Genomic DNA, 20,808 nt, shown 5'->3' with positions numbered 1-20,808 from the left:
AAAAGAGACAAGGTGCTCACACATATACATATGCATGGCACCTTGCCTATTGAATCATTGGATTCATTATTTAGTTTAGAAATTTAAGGAAGCAAAGTCTCCTCGGCAGGTGGTTCAGGGTTCGGGTCCTCCGGACTTGGCTCTTCCGGGTTCGAATCTTCCGGACCCGGTTCTTCCCCGGCAGTCACGAACAGCCGGCCTGGTGCTTCGGTCTCGATTTTGTTCCCTGCTGCGTCTTGGACACGAATGACGATGACTCCTCCCTCAAGTACCAGTGTGGAAGGTGTAGTGTATGTGCCCGTATAGTGCCCAGGCTCCGTTTCCACCAATGGAATCTCGGATCCGCCTTCAGCATTCAGATTCAACGGCAGCTGAATTCGGAATGATGCCGTCAGACCTGGAGCACTGTCAAAGGATACGGTTACGGTTTCACCTGAGGCTATGCGTACATCTTCTGCAGGTGTAATATTCGTTAACTCAGGCAGCGTTGTCTCTACCAATACTTTGCGTGTTACCGTCGTTTTATTACCTGCCAAATCCGTCGCTGTTACAGTGATGGTGTTCTCCCCTTCATTGACGAGAATACGATGACTGAAGCTTCGATCCCTCTCCAACTTGACGGTTCCTCCGTTAACTGTCACCTTGTTGAGAAATGGGTCCACTGCGCTGCCTGTAACATGTACAACTTCTGCATTGGTCCGGCTTCCATCCTCTGGCGTAAGTAGTGTTAATTCTGGCGGCGTCTGATCCTGGATAATGACAACCGGAAGCGAGCGGTCCGTAACTTTTCCACCGATCACTGCCTCTGCTGTGAATGCATTGACCCCTGGACGAAGTTTGGCGTCCAACTTAAACTTCCCATTCTCAACCGTTGTGGTTCCTGCCACATCTTTGCCATTGTAGATTTTGATCTGAGCTCCATTCGCCGGAGAGGTTCCGGACACGGTGAAGGTCGATTTATTCGAATACGTGTTTGCCGGTGCCGTAATGACTGGTGCGTTTACCGGATATCTCACCACCGCACGGATCATATAGTTGCCCTCTTCTGCTGGTGCTGTGCTCCACACGCCGCTTACACGCTGCCAGCTCCGCCCCGCATTGGTGCCGTTCTCATCGGTTGCCAGTCCCGGTGCACTTGTTCCCGCCACAGACTGTACATAAACGATATAGAAATCGCCGTTTACGATAACTGGCTCCGGGAATTCAACGCTGGTCCACTGATCATTACGTAATGCTGTACCGTCAAACGGTCCTGCCAGCAAACGTCCAGGTGCGCCATCTGCGCCGGAAGCATCATAGACGGCATACTGGAACGCTGTTCCACCAGGTACAGGCCACTCGGTGTTCCAGAATCGAAGTGATGCGCCTGTTACTTGAGCCGTTGCCTGCTCAGGTGTCATTCGCACGGCCCAAGCATTATCAGCGGCAACAAAAGCTCTGGCATTCTCGGCTGTTCCATCGTCATATGCGATTTCCCCAGGGAAACCGATAAATGGCTTCAATGCCACACTCGCTTCCGCTGTACCATTTCCAGGCACCGTCACATTTACGGTTTTGCTGTAATAGTCGGCAGCTCTGACGGATAGGGTATAGCTTCCTTCCAGCACATCAAGAACGAAGCTGCCGTCTGCGCCGGTACGAACCTCACCTACCTGAGCATCTTCCAGCACGAGAACGGATGCGTCGACCAGCGGTTCGCCTGTCCGTTCGTCGGTAACTACACCTTCAATCTGTCCATGAGGGATGGCTTCCAGATTGAAATTGGCTTTTGCTCCATCACCATCGGTGATGGTTACTGTTTGAGTCCGCGGATAGTATCCGTAAGCCTCAGCTTTCAATGTATAATCACCCGCTACATGGGTGAAGCTGTATTTTCCTGTCGATGGGTCTGTTTTCACCGAACGTCCGGTTTCGAGAACGGTGACCGTTGCACTTGCAGGCAGGCTTTGCGGAGTAACGGAACCTGTATCAGGTTTCTCTGCTTCCGGTTGCTGCTGCTTGGTTTGATTAAATTCAGCCTTATCGGTTCGTGTAACCTTGTACCAGGAATTGTCATAAACCGGTTTAGGTTTGTCACTGCTAAGAACTGCGGCGCTATCTTGTGTTACCGTCTCAGGTGCGATACTCAAAATGCGGAAATCGTCAATGTACCAGCCCGTCTTAACCACACTGCTGTCTGAGGTCAGGCGGAATCGGAATTGAACTTCGTTTCCAGTGAGCGCACTCAGATCGTAATATACCGGCGTCCATTGTTTCCCGTTTGAACTATGAGAGAACTTGCCAAGTTCAGACCATGTGCTTCCTCCGTCTGTTGAAGCTTCCACATAGCCATAGTCATATCCGCTTTCAATCTCATACCAGTGGTTGAAGGTCAGTGCAGCATCATTTGTTTCCGTCAAATCCACAACTGGCGATACCAGAGAATAGTTCGATCCGTTCTCGTACGTATTATCCAGATCAGTTGCCCAGACATTTAGCGGAGAAACGGCACTTGCAGGTCCATTGACCGGAACACCGCGTTCCCATTCATCCTTGGTTCCCGAGTGGGTCCATCCATTATCGTCACTGCCATCAAAATGGTCGACGTAAATATCTTCTGGCACCTCAACCGTGATGGATACCTCATTGGACTTCTCGCTTTCATTCCCACTATAATCCAGAGCAGCAACAGTATAATAGTAAGTTGCATCCGTCACTGTGGCCGTATCTGTAAATGTCGTCGCGCGTGTACTTCCAATCGCCTCGTAGTCGGCGCCGGAAGTCGTCGAACGATAGACAATGTAAGACTCCAGATCCTCATCGTCAGGTCCGCTCCAGGACAATGCCACATTACCCAAAATGTCAGCCGCTGCGCTTAATTCTGCAGGCGCCCCAGGAGCGATATCATCTGGTGATTGTACGGAGAAGTCATCAATATACCAGCCTGCCTTTTGGACAGAATTGTCACTGGTCAGGTTAAACTGGATGAACACCTGCTGCCCCGCATATTCTCGCAGATCCACATACTGTGTCTTCCAATCACCGCCTGTTCCCGTGAAGCTTAACAATTCCTCAAACACGTAATCATTGTCTTCGGTAGCGATATACACTTTGCCGAAGTCAATATTGCTCTCCAGATCAAACCAGTGTTTGAAGGAGACTAATGCCCCTTCCGGACTTTCGGTAAGATCAATAGGTGGTGCCAGCAGATATGCATTGCTGTTCCCTGCATACGTACCTTCCAGGTTGGTTGCAATCACCTTGTCTCCGGAGGCTGCACTGCCAGGACCGCTGACCGGTGCTCCCCAAACCCAGGTGCTTCCTGTTCCGCCTGTTGAGAAGCCCAATTGATCTTCTTCAAAATCCTGAACATATCCTGGCTGTACACCATTGGACACAGCCACTTTATATACCTGGCTCTCAAATCCGTTATTGCCGTAATCGTTAACCCGGATATAATACTCCACCCCTTCCGGCTCAATCAGAAATGCCGGAATGGTAGCTGAATAGGTTCCGTCCTTGCTATCTCCCGCGATGCGGTTCATCGGCAGATAGACGTACTGACTCGTGCCTGTCGTTTTGGCGAATGCTTCTACCGAAACCACGCCAACGTTATCCGTAACATGAGCAGTCAGCGGAATATCAAGTCCTGTGAAAGCTGAGTTAACAGGTGTGTGTTCCAGGACTGGTTCTTCAAGATCATCTCCTGCGGTAACCACCCGTCCTGATACCGTTCCGATCCCTTCAAGTACCGAGCCGACAGCATCCAGCGCATTAATAATGCCATGTCCGTAGCCATTGTTTGGCGATGTTGGATATTGACTATCCGTTCTCGGAGTTGCTGTATCCATAATAATCTGTTCCAGCTGATCTACGGTCAGGGAATGATTGGCCTGAAGCAGGAGTGCGGCAAGTGCTGTCGTATGCGGGCCTGCCATGGATGTTCCGTCCCAGCCTCCCTCATATACCCCACCTGGAACAGAGGAGCGGATATTGACCCCTGGTGCCGAAACTTCTGGCTTAATCTCGTCATATGGAGATGGACCGAGGAGTGAGAAGGAAGCCAGATTACCGTTAATATCCGTAGCGCCTGTGGCGAAGCTTTCAGGATAATTGGCAGGATTCGCGACCGAACCCGGGCCTCCAGGATTCGTCAATCTCACATTACCGGCAGAAAACTCAGGGAAAATCTGTGCATCCCGCCAGGCTTGTACCATTGGCCGGAACCACTCGTCCAGTCCTGCACCGCCACCCCAGGAGTTGTTGACCACATCCGGAGCGAGTTCAGGGTGAAGGTTGCCTTCGGCATCCACGGGTGCAATCAGCCATTGTCCGCCGTCCAGGATAATGGCATCCGTGGTTTCCGGATTAAATATCCGTACACCGATCCATTTGGCACCTGGAGCAACCCCGATCTGATTGCTTCCATCTTCTTCTGAACCTACCATTGTCCCCATCGTATGTGTACCATGCCCATCCTCATCGGCAGGCAGGGAAGCGTTACTATGTGGATCATACCAGCTGAGCTCTGGATCGACGATATTGCCTGATGCATCAAGTCCTCTCCATTTGCTGCGAAGAGCTGGATGAGTATAATCAACTCCACTGTCCAGATTGGCAACAACGATGCCTGTTCCATCGATTCCTCTCTCCCACACTGCGGGCGCATTGATATAATCGATATTCCACTCAACATTTTCTGTTGCCAGGTTATCCTTTGATGCGACTGCTGAGTCCTTGGCACCTGCTGCATCTTCTTTGGCTGGCGTTTTGGCAGGATCTGCAGCTGGTGCTGCACTCGCCGTTTCTTTGCTTACCTCGGCTTTTTGCAAGTAACGTGTTTCGTTAGGAAGGACTTTTTCCACTTCGGGCAGCAGAGCAATCTGTTCCATGACTTCCTTTGTACTCGTTACAGCCAATGAATTGACGATAAAATAGCTTTTATATTCTTTGACCTTGCCCAGGTCAATTTCCTTCTCGAGATAGCTTTCCAGCGTGTACTGCGTCCGCGATGCCGTTTCCCGAAGAGAGCTGACAACAGAATTCCGGACGGACAGCTTGGTTGCTGAAGCCGTTTGTTTCTCTATTGTCGCCTTTTCCATGGCCTGTTTGGAGACAGCCGAGGTATCCACCTGTTCCTTCATTTTCACCAGATAGGTGACATAGTCACTATCTTCAAACTGCTTGGTCAACTTCGCGTTGACTTTAGATGTCGAAACCTTGGCCAGGCCAGATTTCATGTCGATTTTTTGTGATGTGGAGTTGTCAGCTGAAACCGGATGTACGATCGAAAATGCAAGGAGAAGCGAGAGCCCCATCGAGATGGGCTTGCGTAACCGATTAATCTTTATCAAACTTTTCCACTCCTTTTACCCGGTTTTTGAGTTATTCTGGTGCATATGCCCTTCTCTGCAAAATCAAACGAAAAAAACGGCCTTTTTGCGGACCACAATAGACGCCCGACTCATTACATAGAGCCTCACCTCCTTTAAAGGTCTGGTTAAGGGACAATGTGAAACGATAGCTGCTGTTTGTTGATCCTAGAAGTGAATTAGAGGAAAGATTATGGTTCAGCCATGAGAGTGAATGTCTATTAGCATTCATATGGGAGGGTAATCACGAGCGTTAGCAAAGGACTTGCCAGGGAGTAAATGAATCAATCGATTGGAGTAGGTTGAGTGATGTTTGAATTTCTATGAATTTCACATAATATACAATTTGAATTTTAATTGGAATTTTAATTGGATTTTTATGGAATAGTATAGAGCCAGAAAACGATATATACAAGCATTTTTCTTGAAAAATATAGAAAATAAGCCTTTTTAATGCTTTTATATGTCTATTGTCTCTTACAGCCCGGAATCTCATTTCGCATTTGCGCAAAACCGGGATACTTGCAGGTCTAATTAGAGTCTTAATAACCAAGGCTTATCGCATTACTATCATGAAACAGAATAGAATGACAAAAAGAACCGGCATGGTTGCCGGCTCCTTCCGTCTTTTAGTCCATCTCCATTTTAAAAACCACAGGTGAATCGCTCTTAACGCTTCTGGTTGTAATCGTAAGGGCATCCGCTGTTCTTATCCACTGAGGTTGTTCCTCAAAACCCAATACCTCTATACTCTTAATTATACCGTGAAAATGATGAGAATTCTCCTTCAAGGATTGAATACGAACTTCTCCGTCATCCGGATAGACCAGTACCGTTGCGTACAGGCAGCTCTCTTTGACTGTAAAACGAATATCTTCACTCGTAAAAATCTTGGTATCTCCGTCTGTGAACTGGCCTTCCTTCACTTCTGTCGGGCCTTCACCGTATATACGCCAGAAGGTGGTATCATATATGGCTTCGCCATTCACCTCCAGCCACTCGCCGATCGCGAGCAGAATATCCCTGTCTTCATCGGGGATGCTGCCATCCGCTTTCGGTCCAACATTCAGGAGAAGATTGCCGTTTTTGCTCACAATGTCGACCAGGTCCCTGATGATTTCATTTGCTGTTTTGTAGTCATTATTTTCCGTGTAACACCAGGAGTTTTTGGCGACGGCAGTATCGGTTTGCCAGAAGTACGGTTTGAGATCGGCAAATTGCCCCCGTTCAACATCGGGAACGGCACATCCCAGCACAAATGCGTCATGTTTATAGTTAATGGCTACAGGAATACCCCACTCCTCGCCTTTGTTGTAGTAGTACGCGCTGAATTTTTTCAGGTAGGGTTTGAAAGCGGCGGTCTGAATCCACCAATCAAAATAAAAGACTCGAGGCTGATATTGGTCGACCAGTTCACAGCAGCGAATCAGCCAGTCTTCCAGAAACTCCGTGGATGGCGGCGAGCCATACAGGTCGTGATGGTCCGGTTCAGGCATGGCAGGCCAGTAAAAATCCCCACGTCTGAGCGGTTCCTTGATATCTGAATCGAATTCCTTCCCGTGTGACATGAAAAACCAGTGCTCGGCCCGGTGCGAGGAGACGCACAATGAAAGACCCTGCTTCTCATAAGCGGTCTTCATCTCCCCGAGAAGATCCCGTTTGGGTCCCATTTCAACTGTGTTATAGTGGGATATGGAGCTTTTATACATTTGAAAACCGTCATGGTGCTCAGCGACAGGCATCACGTATCTGGCTCCCGCCTTTTTAAATAGCGCAGCCCATTCGTCTGCATTGAACTTTTCTGCTCGGAACATCGGAATGAAATCCTTGTATCCAAAATCCTTCGGGTGGCCATAAACTGCCAGATGATGCTCATGGGCTTTGGAACCCTGGATATACATATTACGTGAGTACCACTCACTATCATAAGCCGGAATGGAATACAGTCCCCAGTGAATAAAAATTCCAAATTTTGCATTCTTGTACCAATCTGGCACCTCATAAGCACTAAGCGAGCTCCAGTTATCCTTGAATCGGCCTTCCGCAATGGTCGCTTCAATCTGTTGCAAATATTCGTTACTGTCCATGATCTGTTCTCATTCCTTTCATTATCCTGTTCCCTTGTATTGTAGTGGCTTAATGAACGGATAGACATGCAGAACACTAACTTTTGGATGGACAATAATAACCTTGTAAGGAGATGTGATCCGTGAATCATCAGACGTTGCTTACGAACTACCTGTCCAACCTGCACGTGGAATTGTTCATGGTCGACTACAATCGGTGCGGAGCCGACTGGCGTGATCTGGATTATACTCCAGACTACAGCAAATTTTATTGGATATGCGAAGGGGAAGGATGGTTGAAGATCGGGGATCAGGAATATTATCCGGCACCTGGACAGCTCTTTTTGATGCCTGAGGGGGTCACTCAATCCTATTCGGCCATTAGTGATCAACCTTTTCTCAAATACTGGTGTCATTTCAGCGTAAAGGTCGGGGGGATCAATCTCTTTCAAATTCTGGAGTTCCCTCACTTCTGTTCTATAAAGCGCCCTGAGCTGGTCAACGACATCTTTAATAACATTCTTTTGCATGCCAAATCGGGTGAGGTATATGGGCACATGATGGCCAAAAGCAAACTGACGGAGCTCATCTCCCACTATCTGATGAATCTGGATCTGCAGCAGATCACTTATTTGAATATGCCTGTTATTGAAAAAATGTCTGCCATACTGGCTTATATCGATGCCCACATTGAAGAGAATATAACGGTTCAGGATCTGGCTCGCATTGCCTATATGCATCCAAACTATTTTATCCGTTTCTTCAAACAGCAGATCGGCACCCCGCCCATACATTACATCACGGGCAAAAAAGTGGACAAAGCCAAGGAACTGCTCACCTGTACACCAAGCACCATTACGATGATTGCAGAACGTCTCGGCTTCCGCGATTTGTATTATTTTTCAAGACTGTTCAAGAAGCATACCGGTCTAACCCCTACGGAATTTCGTAAACAAACGACACGGCTGGCAACGTAAGGATGGATGATGAGGTCTGGCTATGCAGATTTGCTCGTAAAATGAAATGGAGTTCCCTATGAGGAACCCCATCAATTATAAGTATTTGCTATGGAGTCCTTCGCTGAGTTGGATGACTCTTTTGATCTCTTTCAAATAGGCGTAGCCATATTCTTCATCGGGTTCAAGATATGTGCCTTCTGCCCACTCGTTCCAGGCATTGATGAACATGAAGCCACTCTTGTACGAATTCCGGCTTCGCTCCATCTGCCTGGACAAATACACCCCAAATTTCTCGGGAGTGGAACCAAGTGTACTCTGTCCGTCCATGCCGCGTCGCGGCGTATTGTCCCAATTTACAAAAGCACCCGGGTATACCACTTCCCCGTTTCGATGAGGCGACCTTTCCAGCATGGCAGACCAGACTTTATCATAGTTCACGACAATATGCTTCTGACTCCCGATATTCATCTCGATCCAGATTTCGTTCGTGTGACCATGAGCAAACGTATAATGCGGCTCAAATTCCATGCTTGCGTCAAAAACCTGGTTATTATAGGTCGGGAATCCGCCTATCGTTTGCACAAAATGAATACCCTCCAGCCCATGTTTCATGGCCAGCTTGCGCCAGTAACGAATCATTTCCTCACAACGGGGAATGCTGGCAGGCCGGTATATAAGGAACATCGGTTTTCCATCCACCCGGATATAGCGTTTGTCCTTAAAAGCCGTGACCAGATAATCGAAATGTTCTTTCCAGTCGCTCTCATCTCCATAATCCTGTGAAATGAGAATATCCGATTCCTGACCATCCCATTTGCGAGTCCAGGTTTCATTGGCCCAAGACAAACAAAATGGGAAATCGGGTTCCCCGGTTTTTATGATCTCGTCAACCGGCTTTTCAAGCAGCCGCTTGCCCTTGAACCAGTAGTGATAATAACAGAATCCATATATTCCATATAATTTTGCTGTCTCTGCCTGCCATTTGCGCACCGCAGGGTCCGTCAGATCATAATAGTTCTGCTGCAATGGCTTTCTGGGCTGAATATGGCCTGAATATAAGGGAACTGTTTTTCTCACATTCGTCCATTCGGTGAATCCTTCCCCCCACCACTTGTCATTCTCAGCAATCCGATGAAATTGAGGCAAATGCAACGCAATAAGTTTCAATCAGGATTCCTCCATTAGACAGCCGGATTTATCGGAATATACGATCCAGAAGCTGCAAGCTTTTCTGAAAATAGGAATGATTATATTTGACGTAAGCCATTGCCCGGGAAGCAGCCAGTCTTCGCTGTTCCACCTGGTTCCAGTAATAGTCAAACTTCTCCACGAGCTGCTCAAGCGAATTGTAGCTTTGGAATACGTCCGTATCCGGATCAACAGTTGAAGAGATCGAGATCAATTGGAATGTTCCGCAAGCCGCCACCTCCAACATGCTTCTGATCGAAGAGTTGTCCTGAATAACAATTTTGGCACCGTTGTACAACCATTCCCGATCTTCATGAGCCTGTACAGGGATAAATGCTCCATTTCGTCGCTTCCATCCCTTCCCCTCAACTCGTACCTTTTTGCCGGACAATAGGGCATGATTCGCAAATTCAAAAAGGCAACTGCCAGGCTGCGCATCTCCAATGATATACACATCAGATTCGTGATGCTTGCGAGCTGTCTGAGGATAGAATACGTTAGGATTCGGTGGAAAAGGAACTTCATAACATAACGCATTACCCATGCGCTGATAGGATGGAATATTCGCAGCATCCTGCGTGAATACATAATCGAATAAGGAGATCACAGATTCCAGATGCTTTACACCAGATGGATCGGATAACCAAATGGCCTTTTTGATCGGCGAGGCACGTAACGCTTCAATGTTCTCCTCCGGCAGTGCCTCTTCACCGCCCAACAGGAGAATCAAATCCGTATTGGATGCGTCCAGGTATGTTTCAATAGGTTGAATCGTTTTGATTTCATAGATGTTTTTCACGAGATGCCTCAAACTCTGTTCCAGCAGAACGGACATGGACGAAATCTCTCGATCCATACACGGCGTAATCAGAAGCACATTTAATTGTTTATACACGACCTTTGGCGGATCAACCTTAGGTGGACGATGACCATCCTGTAAAATTTTCATCAGATGCTGCTGAAGATCCGTCTGCTGGATGGTCAGATGATGCTGAATCGACTTCAATTTCCGATTTAATGTGGCATTCATCTGTCTTAGCAACCGTTGATTGGGATGCTGGACAGAGAGCTTGTTTTTTTGAGATTTGACTTGCATGCTTCTCTTTTTTTTGATGACCAAACCCTCCCGTCCCGAAACGGATTGACACTCACTGCCTACAATATGCATGGATGACTGGCTCTAGAATTGGATTTTTAGGTGTTCAACTATGTATAATGGCTGTTTCTATCCATAAATGTGCCAGAACCCGGTGTCCATCCGGTTCTTGTCCTCATAGAATATATCAAGACCAGATGGGAGTTGATATGTTTGCCAACATTTGATAGCATCCTCGTTACGGGAAACCAGACCATCAATCAGAACCTGCATGTGAATGGTAATGAAACGGTTGGGTTGGATCTGCAGGTGAACGGAAATCAGACAATTGCCGGCCATCTTCAGATTAACGGCAGCAGTTCCCTTACAAACAATCTCGGAGTCGGCGGAGTTATCGATGCAGGGGACAGTGTAAAAGCCGCCACCCGGATCATGGCGCTTAATCAGCCAACCCTTCCTGCAGCTTTGCCGGTAGTGCAGCAGTTGTTGTACTACAATCCGGGTGTCTTGAATCAACCGGGCCTTGTTCTGACGGGAACCAGCGGGAATCAATATGTGTTGTTTATCGACGATAGCGGAGGAACGCCCAATCTCGCTATTCAGATGATATGATGCAATAAAAGCGTGCGAAAAAGCCGAACGGCAGAGATGTTTCACTCTGCGGTTCGGCTTTGTTTTTTTTGATTACGAAATTATCGGCTGGGAATTAGTATGGACAATGCACTTTTGGATTCCATTTTTATGCTTAACAGCTCTTCATCACGAAGCTTCACCTGAATATCACCAGACTCTTCCCCATCATTGAAGAGAACGACGGCAATGGAACCATCCCTGTTGTTGAAGGCAACGTTGTGAATGGAGGCATGACTTGACGTCGATTCGACGCGAACGGCCTTCGGGCGAATAATAGCACTAAAATGAGCCAGGGCATAGTAATCCAAAGTATACGTAAGCTCACCCGTTTGCTGGTTTACCTGCACGATGCCACGACAAGTGCTGCGACCGAACCCCGGCACCGTTGGCCCGTTGTTCTCATCCAGTGCCATATTCCAGAGTACCAGAGACTTGCTATAATTTCGAAGAATCTGAATTCCTGTGCGCATGACATTGGAGAAAGCCTGCTCGAAGGGAGGAATCCACTCCCCTCCTGATCCTTCAGTGAAGTGTACTTCTTTACCTGCATATGCTTCATGTACCTTCGTTTGTGCCGATGCTTCGCCTCCGTACCAATGCCAGGCAACGCCATCGACTTCCTCTCCCGCCTGCTCCAGCGCGGTAAGAGGATAAGCGGGCTCATCCCAGTTGTGGTCATAACAGAGAATTTTGGTCTGAATGCCCTGACGGACAAAGGCAGGTTTAAGATGATTTTTGATAAAATCCACCTGCGCTTCCGCTGGCATCAACATGCCTGGATAATGTCCCGGTTCATATAGTGCCTCATTTTGTGGTGTAACCGCATAGACCTGCAGTCCATGTTCCGCATAAGCCAGAATATATTTGGCAAAATACTCGGCGTACACCGAATAATATTCTCGCTTCAATTGACCCGTGATCATTGATCCACTGGTTTTCATCCACCCGGGTGCACTCCAAGGTGAAGTAAACAGCTTCAGTTCCGGGTTCAGTTCCAGCGCCTTTTGGGTTAAAGGAATTACATCTTCCTTATCATGCGCAATGCTGAAACGGGCGAGCTCCATATCCGTTTCCCCTTCAGGCAGATCATTATAGCTGTATACCGTTCTGGCATAATCCGATGCCCCCATCGGATTACGTACAACAGACAACCCGATGCCATCCCGAGGATGGAACAACCTGGTCATGACCTCTTCCCGCTGTTCGTCACTTAATACCTGATGGATCAGATAGGCCGCTGAATCGGTAAAGGATGCTCCGAAACCGTCCATTTCCTGAAACGTCTGCTGATCATCCAGATGGACTACGATTGTCTCCTGATCCGCATGAAGCGGTTTCAATTGTTTCTCTGATATAGGCGCAAACAACTCATGCTCTCCTGTAGATTGATAGATCTTGAATCGGCTCATCTGATCCCCTCCGGATTTCTTTTATTGGATACCCAGTTTCTCCTTGTTTTGTTTCATCTTCTCACTGCGGACCTTCACGATCTCCTCCCAGCGATTTTCATCCAAAAATGACTTATATGCCGCCAGCGCACTATCAAATGCAGCATCATCCTTGGCCCGAACCATACTTACCAGTGTCGAATTCCATTTGGTATTAATCGCAGACAGTGCACGTGCCTCCTGCGTTCCTTGATCTGGGTTAATATTCTCCAGGATGAAGTGTGGCTTGAGCTTGCCATTGCCCCATTCCTGCATTTGTTTAATCGACTCAGGAAAAGCATCCGCACTTAATGCCTTATGACGGTCATGACCGAAGAACATGAATTCGCCCATACGATAATCCTTTTTGAACTTATCCGCATTGTTGAGCTGCAAATCCTTCACAGCAGGCAGTAATTCTACCGTTCCGTCCCCTTTGGTTTGATAGGTTTCACCTTCGATGCCGTAATTCATCAGCGTCTGACCTTCTTCACTGAGCAGATACGTGAAGATCTGAATCGCTTTGGCCGGATCTTTGCTGTCCTTGGAAATGAAGTTAATCATCCAGCCGGTAATCCCGGATTGATTCAGTGTTGGAGCATTACCTTTGGTACTTTGTGGACCATCTATCGCAATATACTCCTTGCCAGGATTGGCACTCATGTAAATTTGAAGATTACCGCCTTGTTGAGGCGTGCCGTCCAGCAGCATCGTTGCGTATTTTCCTGATTTCACTTTTTCCTCAAAGGCTGTACCATCATCCGCAAAACTGTCATCACTGATATTGCCATCTCTGTATACCGTGTTCAGCGTCTTCAGCCAGGCAAGATAGTCTTCATCGAGATTTCGATCATAGAATTCGCCATTCTCGCTCTCCAGTGGTACACCAATGAAATCCTGCAGGGTATCTCCGAGTGAACCCGTTCCTTCGCCGATAGAGTTAAATCCGAAAGGGATCAGCGTCGGAAACTTCTCTTTGATCTGCTTCATCACATTCTGGAATTCTTCCGGTGTACCTATTACGGGACTTCCTAGTGCCTCATACACATCCTTGCGGATGATAAATGCTGTTTTGGCTGGAATGTTACCGCTATCATAATCGGCTTGCGTATTGGAATAGTTCGGGTATCCGTAGGTCTTGCCATCAGCCAGCTGGAACCAGTTCAAGGTATCGGCTGCAGCCACTTTGTTGAAATACGGATCATATTTTTCAGCCAGATCATTCAGCGGCAGTGCCCAGGTTGCGGCCTTTTGCACGACAGGAGAGTTGGAGTCAAACACTGTCAGCAGGTCAGGCATATCTCCACCGGCAAAAAAGGTATTTAATTTGGTGTCATCTCCCGTAATGAATTTAATGTTGATGTTCAGGTCCTCTTTGATTTTCTTCGTAACAATGTCTTTGCCAAAATCGGTGTTCCACCAGTCCGCGTTGACGTACCAGGTCAGATCTGTCACTTCTTCTTTTTTGTCCAATTGCCAAGCCGGGGTCTCTGGATCAACCGTATAGCGGTCTTCAATGGAAACCCAGTTTCCCTCACTGGAGCCACCCGCTCCCCCGCTGCAGCCTGTAATCATCAGTACCGCTGTCAGCAAGGCAGCACTCAGTTTAACGCCCGTTTGGCCAATGGCCTTCTTCATTTTCAACATCGTGTTTCCTCCTCAAAATAGTCATTTGAACTAACTCGGAATTAACGTTACTCCTTGACCGCACCCAGCATCATTCCTGATATAAAATACCTTTGGAGGATGGGATAAATCAGCACGATCGGCAATGTGGTAATCACAATGGTGGCAAGCTGCACGCCTTTGGTCGTCGTTTCGATCACCGCCGAGCCTCCGATATTTTGCATGGATTGGGTCTGGGATTGAACAATAATTTCATAGAGCATCATCTGCAGCGGGTACAGGGATTGATCCGTAATGTACAACTTGGTGGTCATGAAGTCATTCCATTGTCCGACTCCATTGAACAGCGCGATCGTAGCCATCGCTGGCATGGAAAGCGGGATGAAAATTTTGAGGAAAATATGCCAATCCCCTGCGCCATCAATCTTGGCCGATTCTTCCAGGGAATCCGGGACGTTCCGGAAGAAGTTCATCAGAATGACAACATCATAGAAACTGAACAACGCCGGAATGATGTATACCCAGAAGCTGTTAAGCAGACCGAGGGATTTGATCAAGAGGTACGTTGGAATCATTCCACCCGAGAAGAACATGGTGATGACACCCATGGCAACATATAACTTACGGCCCCGTATGTACTTTTTGCTCAAACCGTAACCGACCATGGCGCAGAAAAATACGTGAGTAACCACTCCGATTGTCGTTTTCGAAACCGAAATGAAAAAGGCCTGCCAGATACCTGGATCGTTAAATACAGCCCGATAGTTCTCCAGTGAGAACTCTGGTGACCAGAAGATAAAACCGCCTTCCGCCAGCGCCCTGCCAGAACTAAAAGAAGAGATAATAACATTCCAAAGCGGGACCACTATAATAACAGTACATATCACCAGTAAAACAATATTCAGGGTATCAAAGATCCGGCTATCGAGATCTTCTTTAGCCACCTTTCCATTCACACGGTATGCCTCCTTCTAGAGCACAGATTGATTATCGTTGAGCTTGCTCGTGATTTTGTTCGCGGTAACCAGCAGAATAACTGACACTATCGAGACACCCAAACCAACCGCTGTCGCGTACGAAAAGTCGCCTTGAGACATCCCCATGCGATACACATAGGAATTGATGACCTCTGCTTTTTCACGGTTTTGAGAATTCATCAGAACCAGTGTCTGATCCAGGTTGGAGCCAAGTAAACCGCTTACAGTAAGAATCAGATTCAAGCTGATGATCGATCTCATGTTGGGGAGCGTGATATTCCAGATTTGTCTGAGCCTGCTTGCACCATCGATTTTGGCTGCTTCATAATAGGTGGGATCGATCTTCGACATTATTGCCAGATACAAAATAGTCCCCCAGCCTGCCTCTTTCCATATATCCGATAACGTGGCAATCCACCAGTACTTCCCTGCATCCAGCAAGATGTTTGTAGGCTGCGAGATGAGTCCCAGACTGAGCAGGATTTGGTTGAACAGACCTGTCGTTGAAAACCAGGTAATGAGCATGCCGCCAAGTACAATCCAGGACAAAAAGTGCGGCATGTATGAAACCGTTTGCACAAATTTCTTGAATCGCCCGCTGTTAAGTTCGTAGATCATGATCGCCAGAATGATCGGAATGACGAATCCAATCCCCAATTTGAGAAAACTGATTCCCAGCGTATTCACAACCGCGTCCCAGAAATATTTATCGGACAGTATAATTCTGAAATTCTCCAAACCTACCCATGGCGCGGTAGCGAGCGTATCGATGACCGTGTAATTTTTGAAAGCAATCGTCAAACCGTAAATCGGGATGTAACAAAAAATAATCATAAAAATAATGCCTGGTATAATCATGGACTGAATTTCCCATTGTCTGCGATAGTCCACGACGAACTCTCTAACCCTCTGCCCCATGGGTTTCTTTTGTTTATGACCGGGTCTGATCGGCTTTTTGCCGCCTGTCGTCTCTACAGCTAATTTACTCACGTTCCATTGCTCCCCTCTGACTTGCCGCATTTATATAAAAACGTTTTTATTTTTGTGCATAAAAACCCCCTTCACTTGCATGATCATAAAAAAAAGACCGGGAATGATCCCTTACAGCTATGCTTGAACATCATTCCGGTCGATCTTTAGGTGACTTGAACCTCTTACGATAAGTTCACCCGCTAATTTTTGGGCTGCGCCCTGCTCTTTCTTTTTGATCATGCCGACCAATTGGTTGATGGCCAGTATCCCTTGTCTTGCAATCTGGTTCCTTACCGTCGTAAGTGGCGGCGAAAAATAGGGAGCGATATCAATATCGTCAAAGCCAACAACACTTACATCCTGGGGAACTTCATACCCTTCCGATTTCAAAGCATGAATACAGCCGATCGCACTCAGGTCGTTACCCGCCAGAAATGCATCGGGACGCTTGCCTGGATGCAGGTGCAAAAAGGATTTTATCGCACTGTACGTGCCCTCTTCCTCAAAATAACCCTGAATGATATAGTCATCATCCACCGGAAGCTGGTATTCACGCAAAGCCGCCAAATACCCCTCCCTGCGCTGTACGCTGTCAAACATTGTGTCGACACCGGATATGTAAGCAATTTTCCTGTGTCCAAGCGAGATCAGGTACTTGGTTGCTTCATACGCTGCCACATAGGAGTCGAAAATGACGCTCCCCATCGTGTCGCTCTGGTAAACCCGATCCAGAAACACAGCCTTGATCTTGTCTTTTTGCATGGACAAAATATCCTGCTCATCAATCCGAAGCTCTTCGTATATGATGACACCATCGACGCGGCGCCCCAGGATATTGCTCATGATGACCTGTTTATCCTTGGTGACAAACACATTCAGCCCATAGCCCAGACGATCACACTCGCGAGACATCGACTCAACCAGCTTATAGAAATACGGACCCGATACACTGGTCGTGAAGAAGCCCAGCATCTTGGTTTGCCCGGATTTTAACAGCTTGCCATTCAGATTGGGAACGTAGTTTAACCGCTCTGCCACCTTCAGCACGTGAGATTTGGTCTCCGGATTGAGGACGTCCACACCATTAAGGGCGTTGGAGACGGTGGATATGGATACACCAGCTTCCCTTGCAACATCTTTGATCGTAATCTTAGCCATTAGGTTTGGTCCTTTACTATAAAAACGTTTTTATATTGTTAAATTAGCATAAAACCGTTTTCAACACAACACTTTAATTTTTTTCGTGTCGTAGGCTCATGCTTTTCTTAAGTATACATGTTGTAAATCTGCTCCAATTGCTCTGCCAAGCGATCCAGACGGACAAACCGATCAGCCCGGATAACTTCCCTTTTCTCCACCAGCATTAGCATGATCGGAACGGTCAAAATGAGAAACCTCGAGGCCACCTCTTCTACCTGATTCGCATCGATGTGTCCCAGATGAATTGACGGATAAGGCTTAAGCAGCTCCCTGATCTTGGGAAGCAAAGCATGGCATACACTGCATTCCTGGCGAGAGACGTATAGAAAACTCATTTCATGCTGCTCGATAAACTGTTCAACCATGTCTATGGACGTTAACTCATACATTTCTTTCATGTCCGCCTCCGTCTTACTCAAAAATGTTTAGCAAGTATCAGTGTACCATGATTACGAGCTCTGATAAAATTCGCATGTGAATGGACTGTCCAATGATTAGCCAGCTGGAATTCCATAAACATAAAAAATACCCTTTCCAAAACACTCCAATCTGGATTAAACTGGATATGCACAACCATCTTAATTGAAATGAGGTTTGTCTATGAAAAGAAAAACCATGGTATTGCTGGCTACCCTCTGTCTGTTCGCTTCATTCGCCGCTTCTGCATCTGCCGCTTCCGTTGACAACGGATACAGCCTATTATCGGATCGACAAACCGGTACGGTAAAATAACCCTCGTTGCTAATACTACCCCATTACCTACTTCTTAGAGCTAACACATAGATCAATCTGCTTCATGATGACACGAAAATGGACACGAACCCGTAGATTCCTGCAGGCTTGTGTCCATTTACATTTTAGTTCAATCTACCTTCGCACCATACGAACGCATAAACAGAATCGCTTGTTCCCTGTCTATTCGTGCACCCTTGACGTCCAATGATTTCAAATCAATTCCTTCCAGATTGGCACCGCGGAGATCCGCTCCCAGAAGCTTGGCTCTGCTCAGTGTTGCTCTGGTCATGTCACAGTCTCTTAGATCTGCCTTACCAAGATCGGTATCGGAGAAATCCGTTTCATAGAATCGAATGCCTCGCAGATCCTGTTTGCCCAGCTTTGTATGTCTCAGATTCGTATAGGACCAATCCCCCTGAATGAGGGTTACGCCATCCATCTGCGCCCCCGAGAAATCGGATCCGGTCATTTTACAGGACGTAAATTTGGAAACAAACAGGTTGGCTCCGTTAAATGTACAGTTCTCAAAAGCGGATTCGGTATGAAATGATCCGTTCAGGCTCGCCCCTCTAAAATCACATTCAATAAACCGACAACTGCTTGTCTCGATTTCCTCCATCGAGGCATTCATAAAGGTACACTGCTTGAAAATACAGCGCACAAGCTCTCCATATCTTAAGTCGTGCCCGTCAAAATGCACCGATTCATATTCCTGATCCTTGTATTGGTACACGATAAACCTCCTACTTTACATCTTGATTCTAGTAACCCAAACTTTTTATACTATACCATACCCCTGTCAAGTACCTGCCTAACTGCTGGTAAAAGTCAAGAAATTTAATTTAAAAACAGTCCAGGTAACGAAAAAAGACGTCTCTCCTTCCCAAAAATTCAATTGGAAGCTGATCGCCTTTTTTATGCTGAAATATGAAGTTTATTTCCAGTCTCTTTTTTTCAGATATGATTCAAATACAAATGTTCCAAACGGCAGCAAACCAGCCACAACGCCCATGAACCAGCGTGATGCCTTCCACCGGTTTACAACAGCCAGGTGTACCAGTGTAATAAAATACAGCGGAAACAGTATCCCGTGAATCATGCCCATAATGGTCACCGGAGAAGAGATATCAGCAAAATATTTCAAAGGCATAGCAATCAGAATCAGTAAGAGGAGGGATATCCCTTCCCATATTCCTGCTATTTTAAATCGGCCAGTCACAGTTCCCATAAAATCCAATCTCACCTTTCCAATCATGGTTTGTGAATTATGTAACGTTCTCCTCATTCAGTATACCGCATGGCTTGGATTGAAATATGGTTCAAATTTGAATAATTAATGAATCTGCATCGGCATGATTAAACTACTCCTTCGGTCAATGAAAATAAGCCGCGAAATGCGCGGCTGAGTTCAAGTTGTTTCTCGCTCGATCAATTGATAACGAAAAAAGATCAATTAATTTGAATTACGGTTGGTTCAAGCTCTTTTAAGGTTAACCACCGCATGCCTGCTTCAAAATGTTCCTGGAAAGATTCGTTCAGAATCACCTCAGGAAAGACAGGCATTAACTGCTCTGCCTGATATGCTTCCCATCCACGAATAAACGCATCTGCTTCTACCTGTTTTTGATAGACCACTACTCTGTCCGGTGCAAGGATCGCATTCACGGTTTGTATAATGATATATACCTTTTCAGCAAACACTTGCGGTTCCATGGGACTGTACCAATCCATTTTCATGGGAAGAAATTTGATCTCTCCCGCCATGCCGTTCCTGCCTTTGACTACTTTTCCATTCAGATAGATGCCCATGCCCGGAGGATATTGCGTTGGGAAATAGATTCCGATTACACTGTGATCCTCCTCATCCAGTTCCTGCAGGGAACAATAACCGCTGACTGCCGCGTTCACATCATTCTCTACCATCACCGGGAGCCCAAATTTCGCTTCAATATCCTCAACCAAACGAATTCCTTTTAACTGCTGATGGCTGCTTACCGTTATCTCCCCATTCACCGTTTGTCCGGGAATTCCGATTCCAATCCCTTTAATCGAGGGAAACTGAGCCAGTATTTGTTCAATAATGACATGGAATTGTGTCTGATCAAAAACAGGCATGGTATGCTCTTCTTTCAGCAGAATGTGGTTTTCCAAATTAATAACGGTTGCCGTAATCACATCCTGCCCCTGCTTGTCATTCATATACATCACCAGAGCGAGACTGAAATCATAGTTGTAACGGTACGTTAGAGCAGGTCTGCCTCCGTTGGAAGGGATCGTCTCATCCTCGAAGAGCTCTCCCTTCTCACATAACTCTTTTACCAGTGAGTTCACCGTAACCACACTTAATTTGGTTAATGAAGCAAGCTGTGGTTTGGTGGCTGTCTCAACCCGTTTCATAACTTGGCGCACGTTGTTTATATTGATTTCTTTCATCAAAATCGCGTTCGCTATTTTCATTCCATCCATGCCTCCACGTTTCAACGTCATGTAGTAACTATACAATATCTTGAAAGTGAAGAAAAACGACATGCAGAGATATCCGATTCTTTTCATCCAAATCCATTGAAATTCGTCGGAT

Annotated in this window: 16 protein-coding genes; 3 read left to right on the top strand and 13 right to left on the bottom strand. The window is 46.7% G+C overall.

Annotated features, from left to right (window positions below; translation table 11 throughout):
• Positions 1–83 precede the first annotated feature (83 nt).
• Together HP552_RS16135 and HP552_RS16130 are read right to left on the bottom strand one after the other, a co-directional pair.
• Positions 84–5,333: a S8 family peptidase gene (locus HP552_RS16135; RefSeq protein WP_175396455.1), complete on the bottom strand. Its 5,250-nt coding sequence runs from the start codon at positions 5,331–5,333 to the stop codon at positions 84–86.
• Between the two features lie 647 nt (positions 5,334–5,980).
• A complete protein-coding gene (locus HP552_RS16130; protein WP_175396454.1) occupies positions 5,981–7,438 on the bottom strand; it encodes an alpha-L-fucosidase in 1,458 nt (485 codons plus the stop codon).
• 122 nt (positions 7,439–7,560) lie between these two features.
• On the opposite strand from HP552_RS16130, the gene HP552_RS16125 reads away from it, so the two are divergent.
• Positions 7,561–8,394 carry an AraC family transcriptional regulator gene (locus HP552_RS16125; RefSeq protein ID WP_175396453.1) on the top strand — a complete coding sequence of 278 codons (834 nt, stop codon included), beginning with the start codon at positions 7,561–7,563 and terminating at the stop codon, positions 8,392–8,394.
• Positions 8,395–8,469: 75 nt separating this feature from the next.
• On the opposite strand, the gene HP552_RS16120 is transcribed toward HP552_RS16125, so the two are convergent.
• Positions 8,470–9,543 (bottom strand): glycosyltransferase WbsX family protein, encoded by a 1,074-nt coding sequence (locus HP552_RS16120; protein ID WP_175396452.1) that lies wholly within the window; start codon positions 9,541–9,543, stop codon positions 8,470–8,472.
• Between the two features lie 28 nt (positions 9,544–9,571).
• Positions 9,572–10,660: a glycosyltransferase family protein gene (locus HP552_RS16115; protein ID WP_175396451.1), complete on the bottom strand. Its 1,089-nt coding sequence runs from the start codon at positions 10,658–10,660 to the stop codon at positions 9,572–9,574.
• Positions 10,661–10,873: 213 nt separating this feature from the next.
• Here HP552_RS16115 and HP552_RS16110 point away from each other — a divergent pair, with 213 nt between their 5' ends.
• A complete protein-coding gene (locus HP552_RS16110) occupies positions 10,874–11,272 on the top strand; it encodes a hypothetical protein (protein ID WP_175396450.1) in 399 nt (132 codons plus the stop codon).
• 80 nt (positions 11,273–11,352) lie between these two features.
• Here HP552_RS16110 and HP552_RS16105 read toward each other — a convergent pair whose 3' ends face one another.
• The 6 genes from HP552_RS16105 to HP552_RS16080 form a co-directional block, all read right to left on the bottom strand.
• Positions 11,353–12,702, bottom strand: a complete 1,350-nt coding sequence (locus HP552_RS16105; protein WP_175396449.1) for a glycoside hydrolase family 30 protein — start codon at positions 12,700–12,702, stop codon at positions 11,353–11,355.
• Between the two features lie 21 nt (positions 12,703–12,723).
• On the bottom strand, positions 12,724–14,367 hold the full coding sequence (locus HP552_RS16100) for a type 2 periplasmic-binding domain-containing protein (RefSeq protein WP_175396448.1): 1,644 nt from the start codon (positions 14,365–14,367) through the stop codon (positions 12,724–12,726).
• A gap of 47 nt (positions 14,368–14,414) precedes the next feature.
• Positions 14,415–15,302, bottom strand: a complete 888-nt coding sequence (locus tag HP552_RS16095) for a carbohydrate ABC transporter permease (RefSeq protein ID WP_175396447.1) — start codon at positions 15,300–15,302, stop codon at positions 14,415–14,417.
• A gap of 15 nt (positions 15,303–15,317) precedes the next feature.
• The gene (locus HP552_RS16090) at positions 15,318–16,241 is read right to left on the bottom strand and encodes an ABC transporter permease (protein WP_175396590.1); all 924 of its coding nucleotides are present in this window, start codon (positions 16,239–16,241) and stop codon (positions 15,318–15,320) included.
• A gap of 189 nt (positions 16,242–16,430) precedes the next feature.
• Positions 16,431–17,453, bottom strand: a complete 1,023-nt coding sequence (locus HP552_RS16085) for a LacI family DNA-binding transcriptional regulator (protein WP_175396446.1) — start codon at positions 17,451–17,453, stop codon at positions 16,431–16,433.
• 107 nt (positions 17,454–17,560) lie between these two features.
• Positions 17,561–17,893 (bottom strand): thioredoxin family protein, encoded by a 333-nt coding sequence (locus HP552_RS16080; RefSeq protein ID WP_175396445.1) that lies wholly within the window; start codon positions 17,891–17,893, stop codon positions 17,561–17,563.
• A gap of 202 nt (positions 17,894–18,095) precedes the next feature.
• Between HP552_RS16080 and HP552_RS35390 the strand changes: the two genes are divergently transcribed.
• Entirely contained in the window at positions 18,096–18,227 is a 132-nt protein-coding gene (locus HP552_RS35390; protein ID WP_281366050.1) for a hypothetical protein, read from the top strand.
• A 130-nt stretch (positions 18,228–18,357) separates the two neighbouring features.
• Here HP552_RS35390 and HP552_RS16075 read toward each other — a convergent pair whose 3' ends face one another.
• From HP552_RS16075 to HP552_RS16065, 3 genes are all read right to left on the bottom strand, one after another.
• Positions 18,358–18,963, bottom strand: coding sequence for a pentapeptide repeat-containing protein (locus HP552_RS16075; RefSeq protein ID WP_175396444.1), 606 nt, complete (start codon positions 18,961–18,963; stop codon positions 18,358–18,360).
• Positions 18,964–19,164: 201 nt separating this feature from the next.
• On the bottom strand, positions 19,165–19,458 hold the full coding sequence (locus tag HP552_RS16070; RefSeq protein ID WP_175396443.1) for a DUF3817 domain-containing protein: 294 nt from the start codon (positions 19,456–19,458) through the stop codon (positions 19,165–19,167).
• Positions 19,459–19,679: 221 nt separating this feature from the next.
• On the bottom strand, positions 19,680–20,687 hold the full coding sequence (locus HP552_RS16065) for an ROK family protein (protein ID WP_175396442.1): 1,008 nt from the start codon (positions 20,685–20,687) through the stop codon (positions 19,680–19,682).
• Positions 20,688–20,808 lie beyond the last annotated feature (121 nt).

It is taken from the genome of Paenibacillus xylanilyticus, from assembly GCF_013359935.1.
GTDB lineage: Bacteria > Bacillota > Bacilli > Paenibacillales > Paenibacillaceae > Paenibacillus > Paenibacillus xylanilyticus.
Note: the sequence above shows the minus strand (reverse complement) of the source record. Positions and strands in the feature narration are given on the sequence as shown.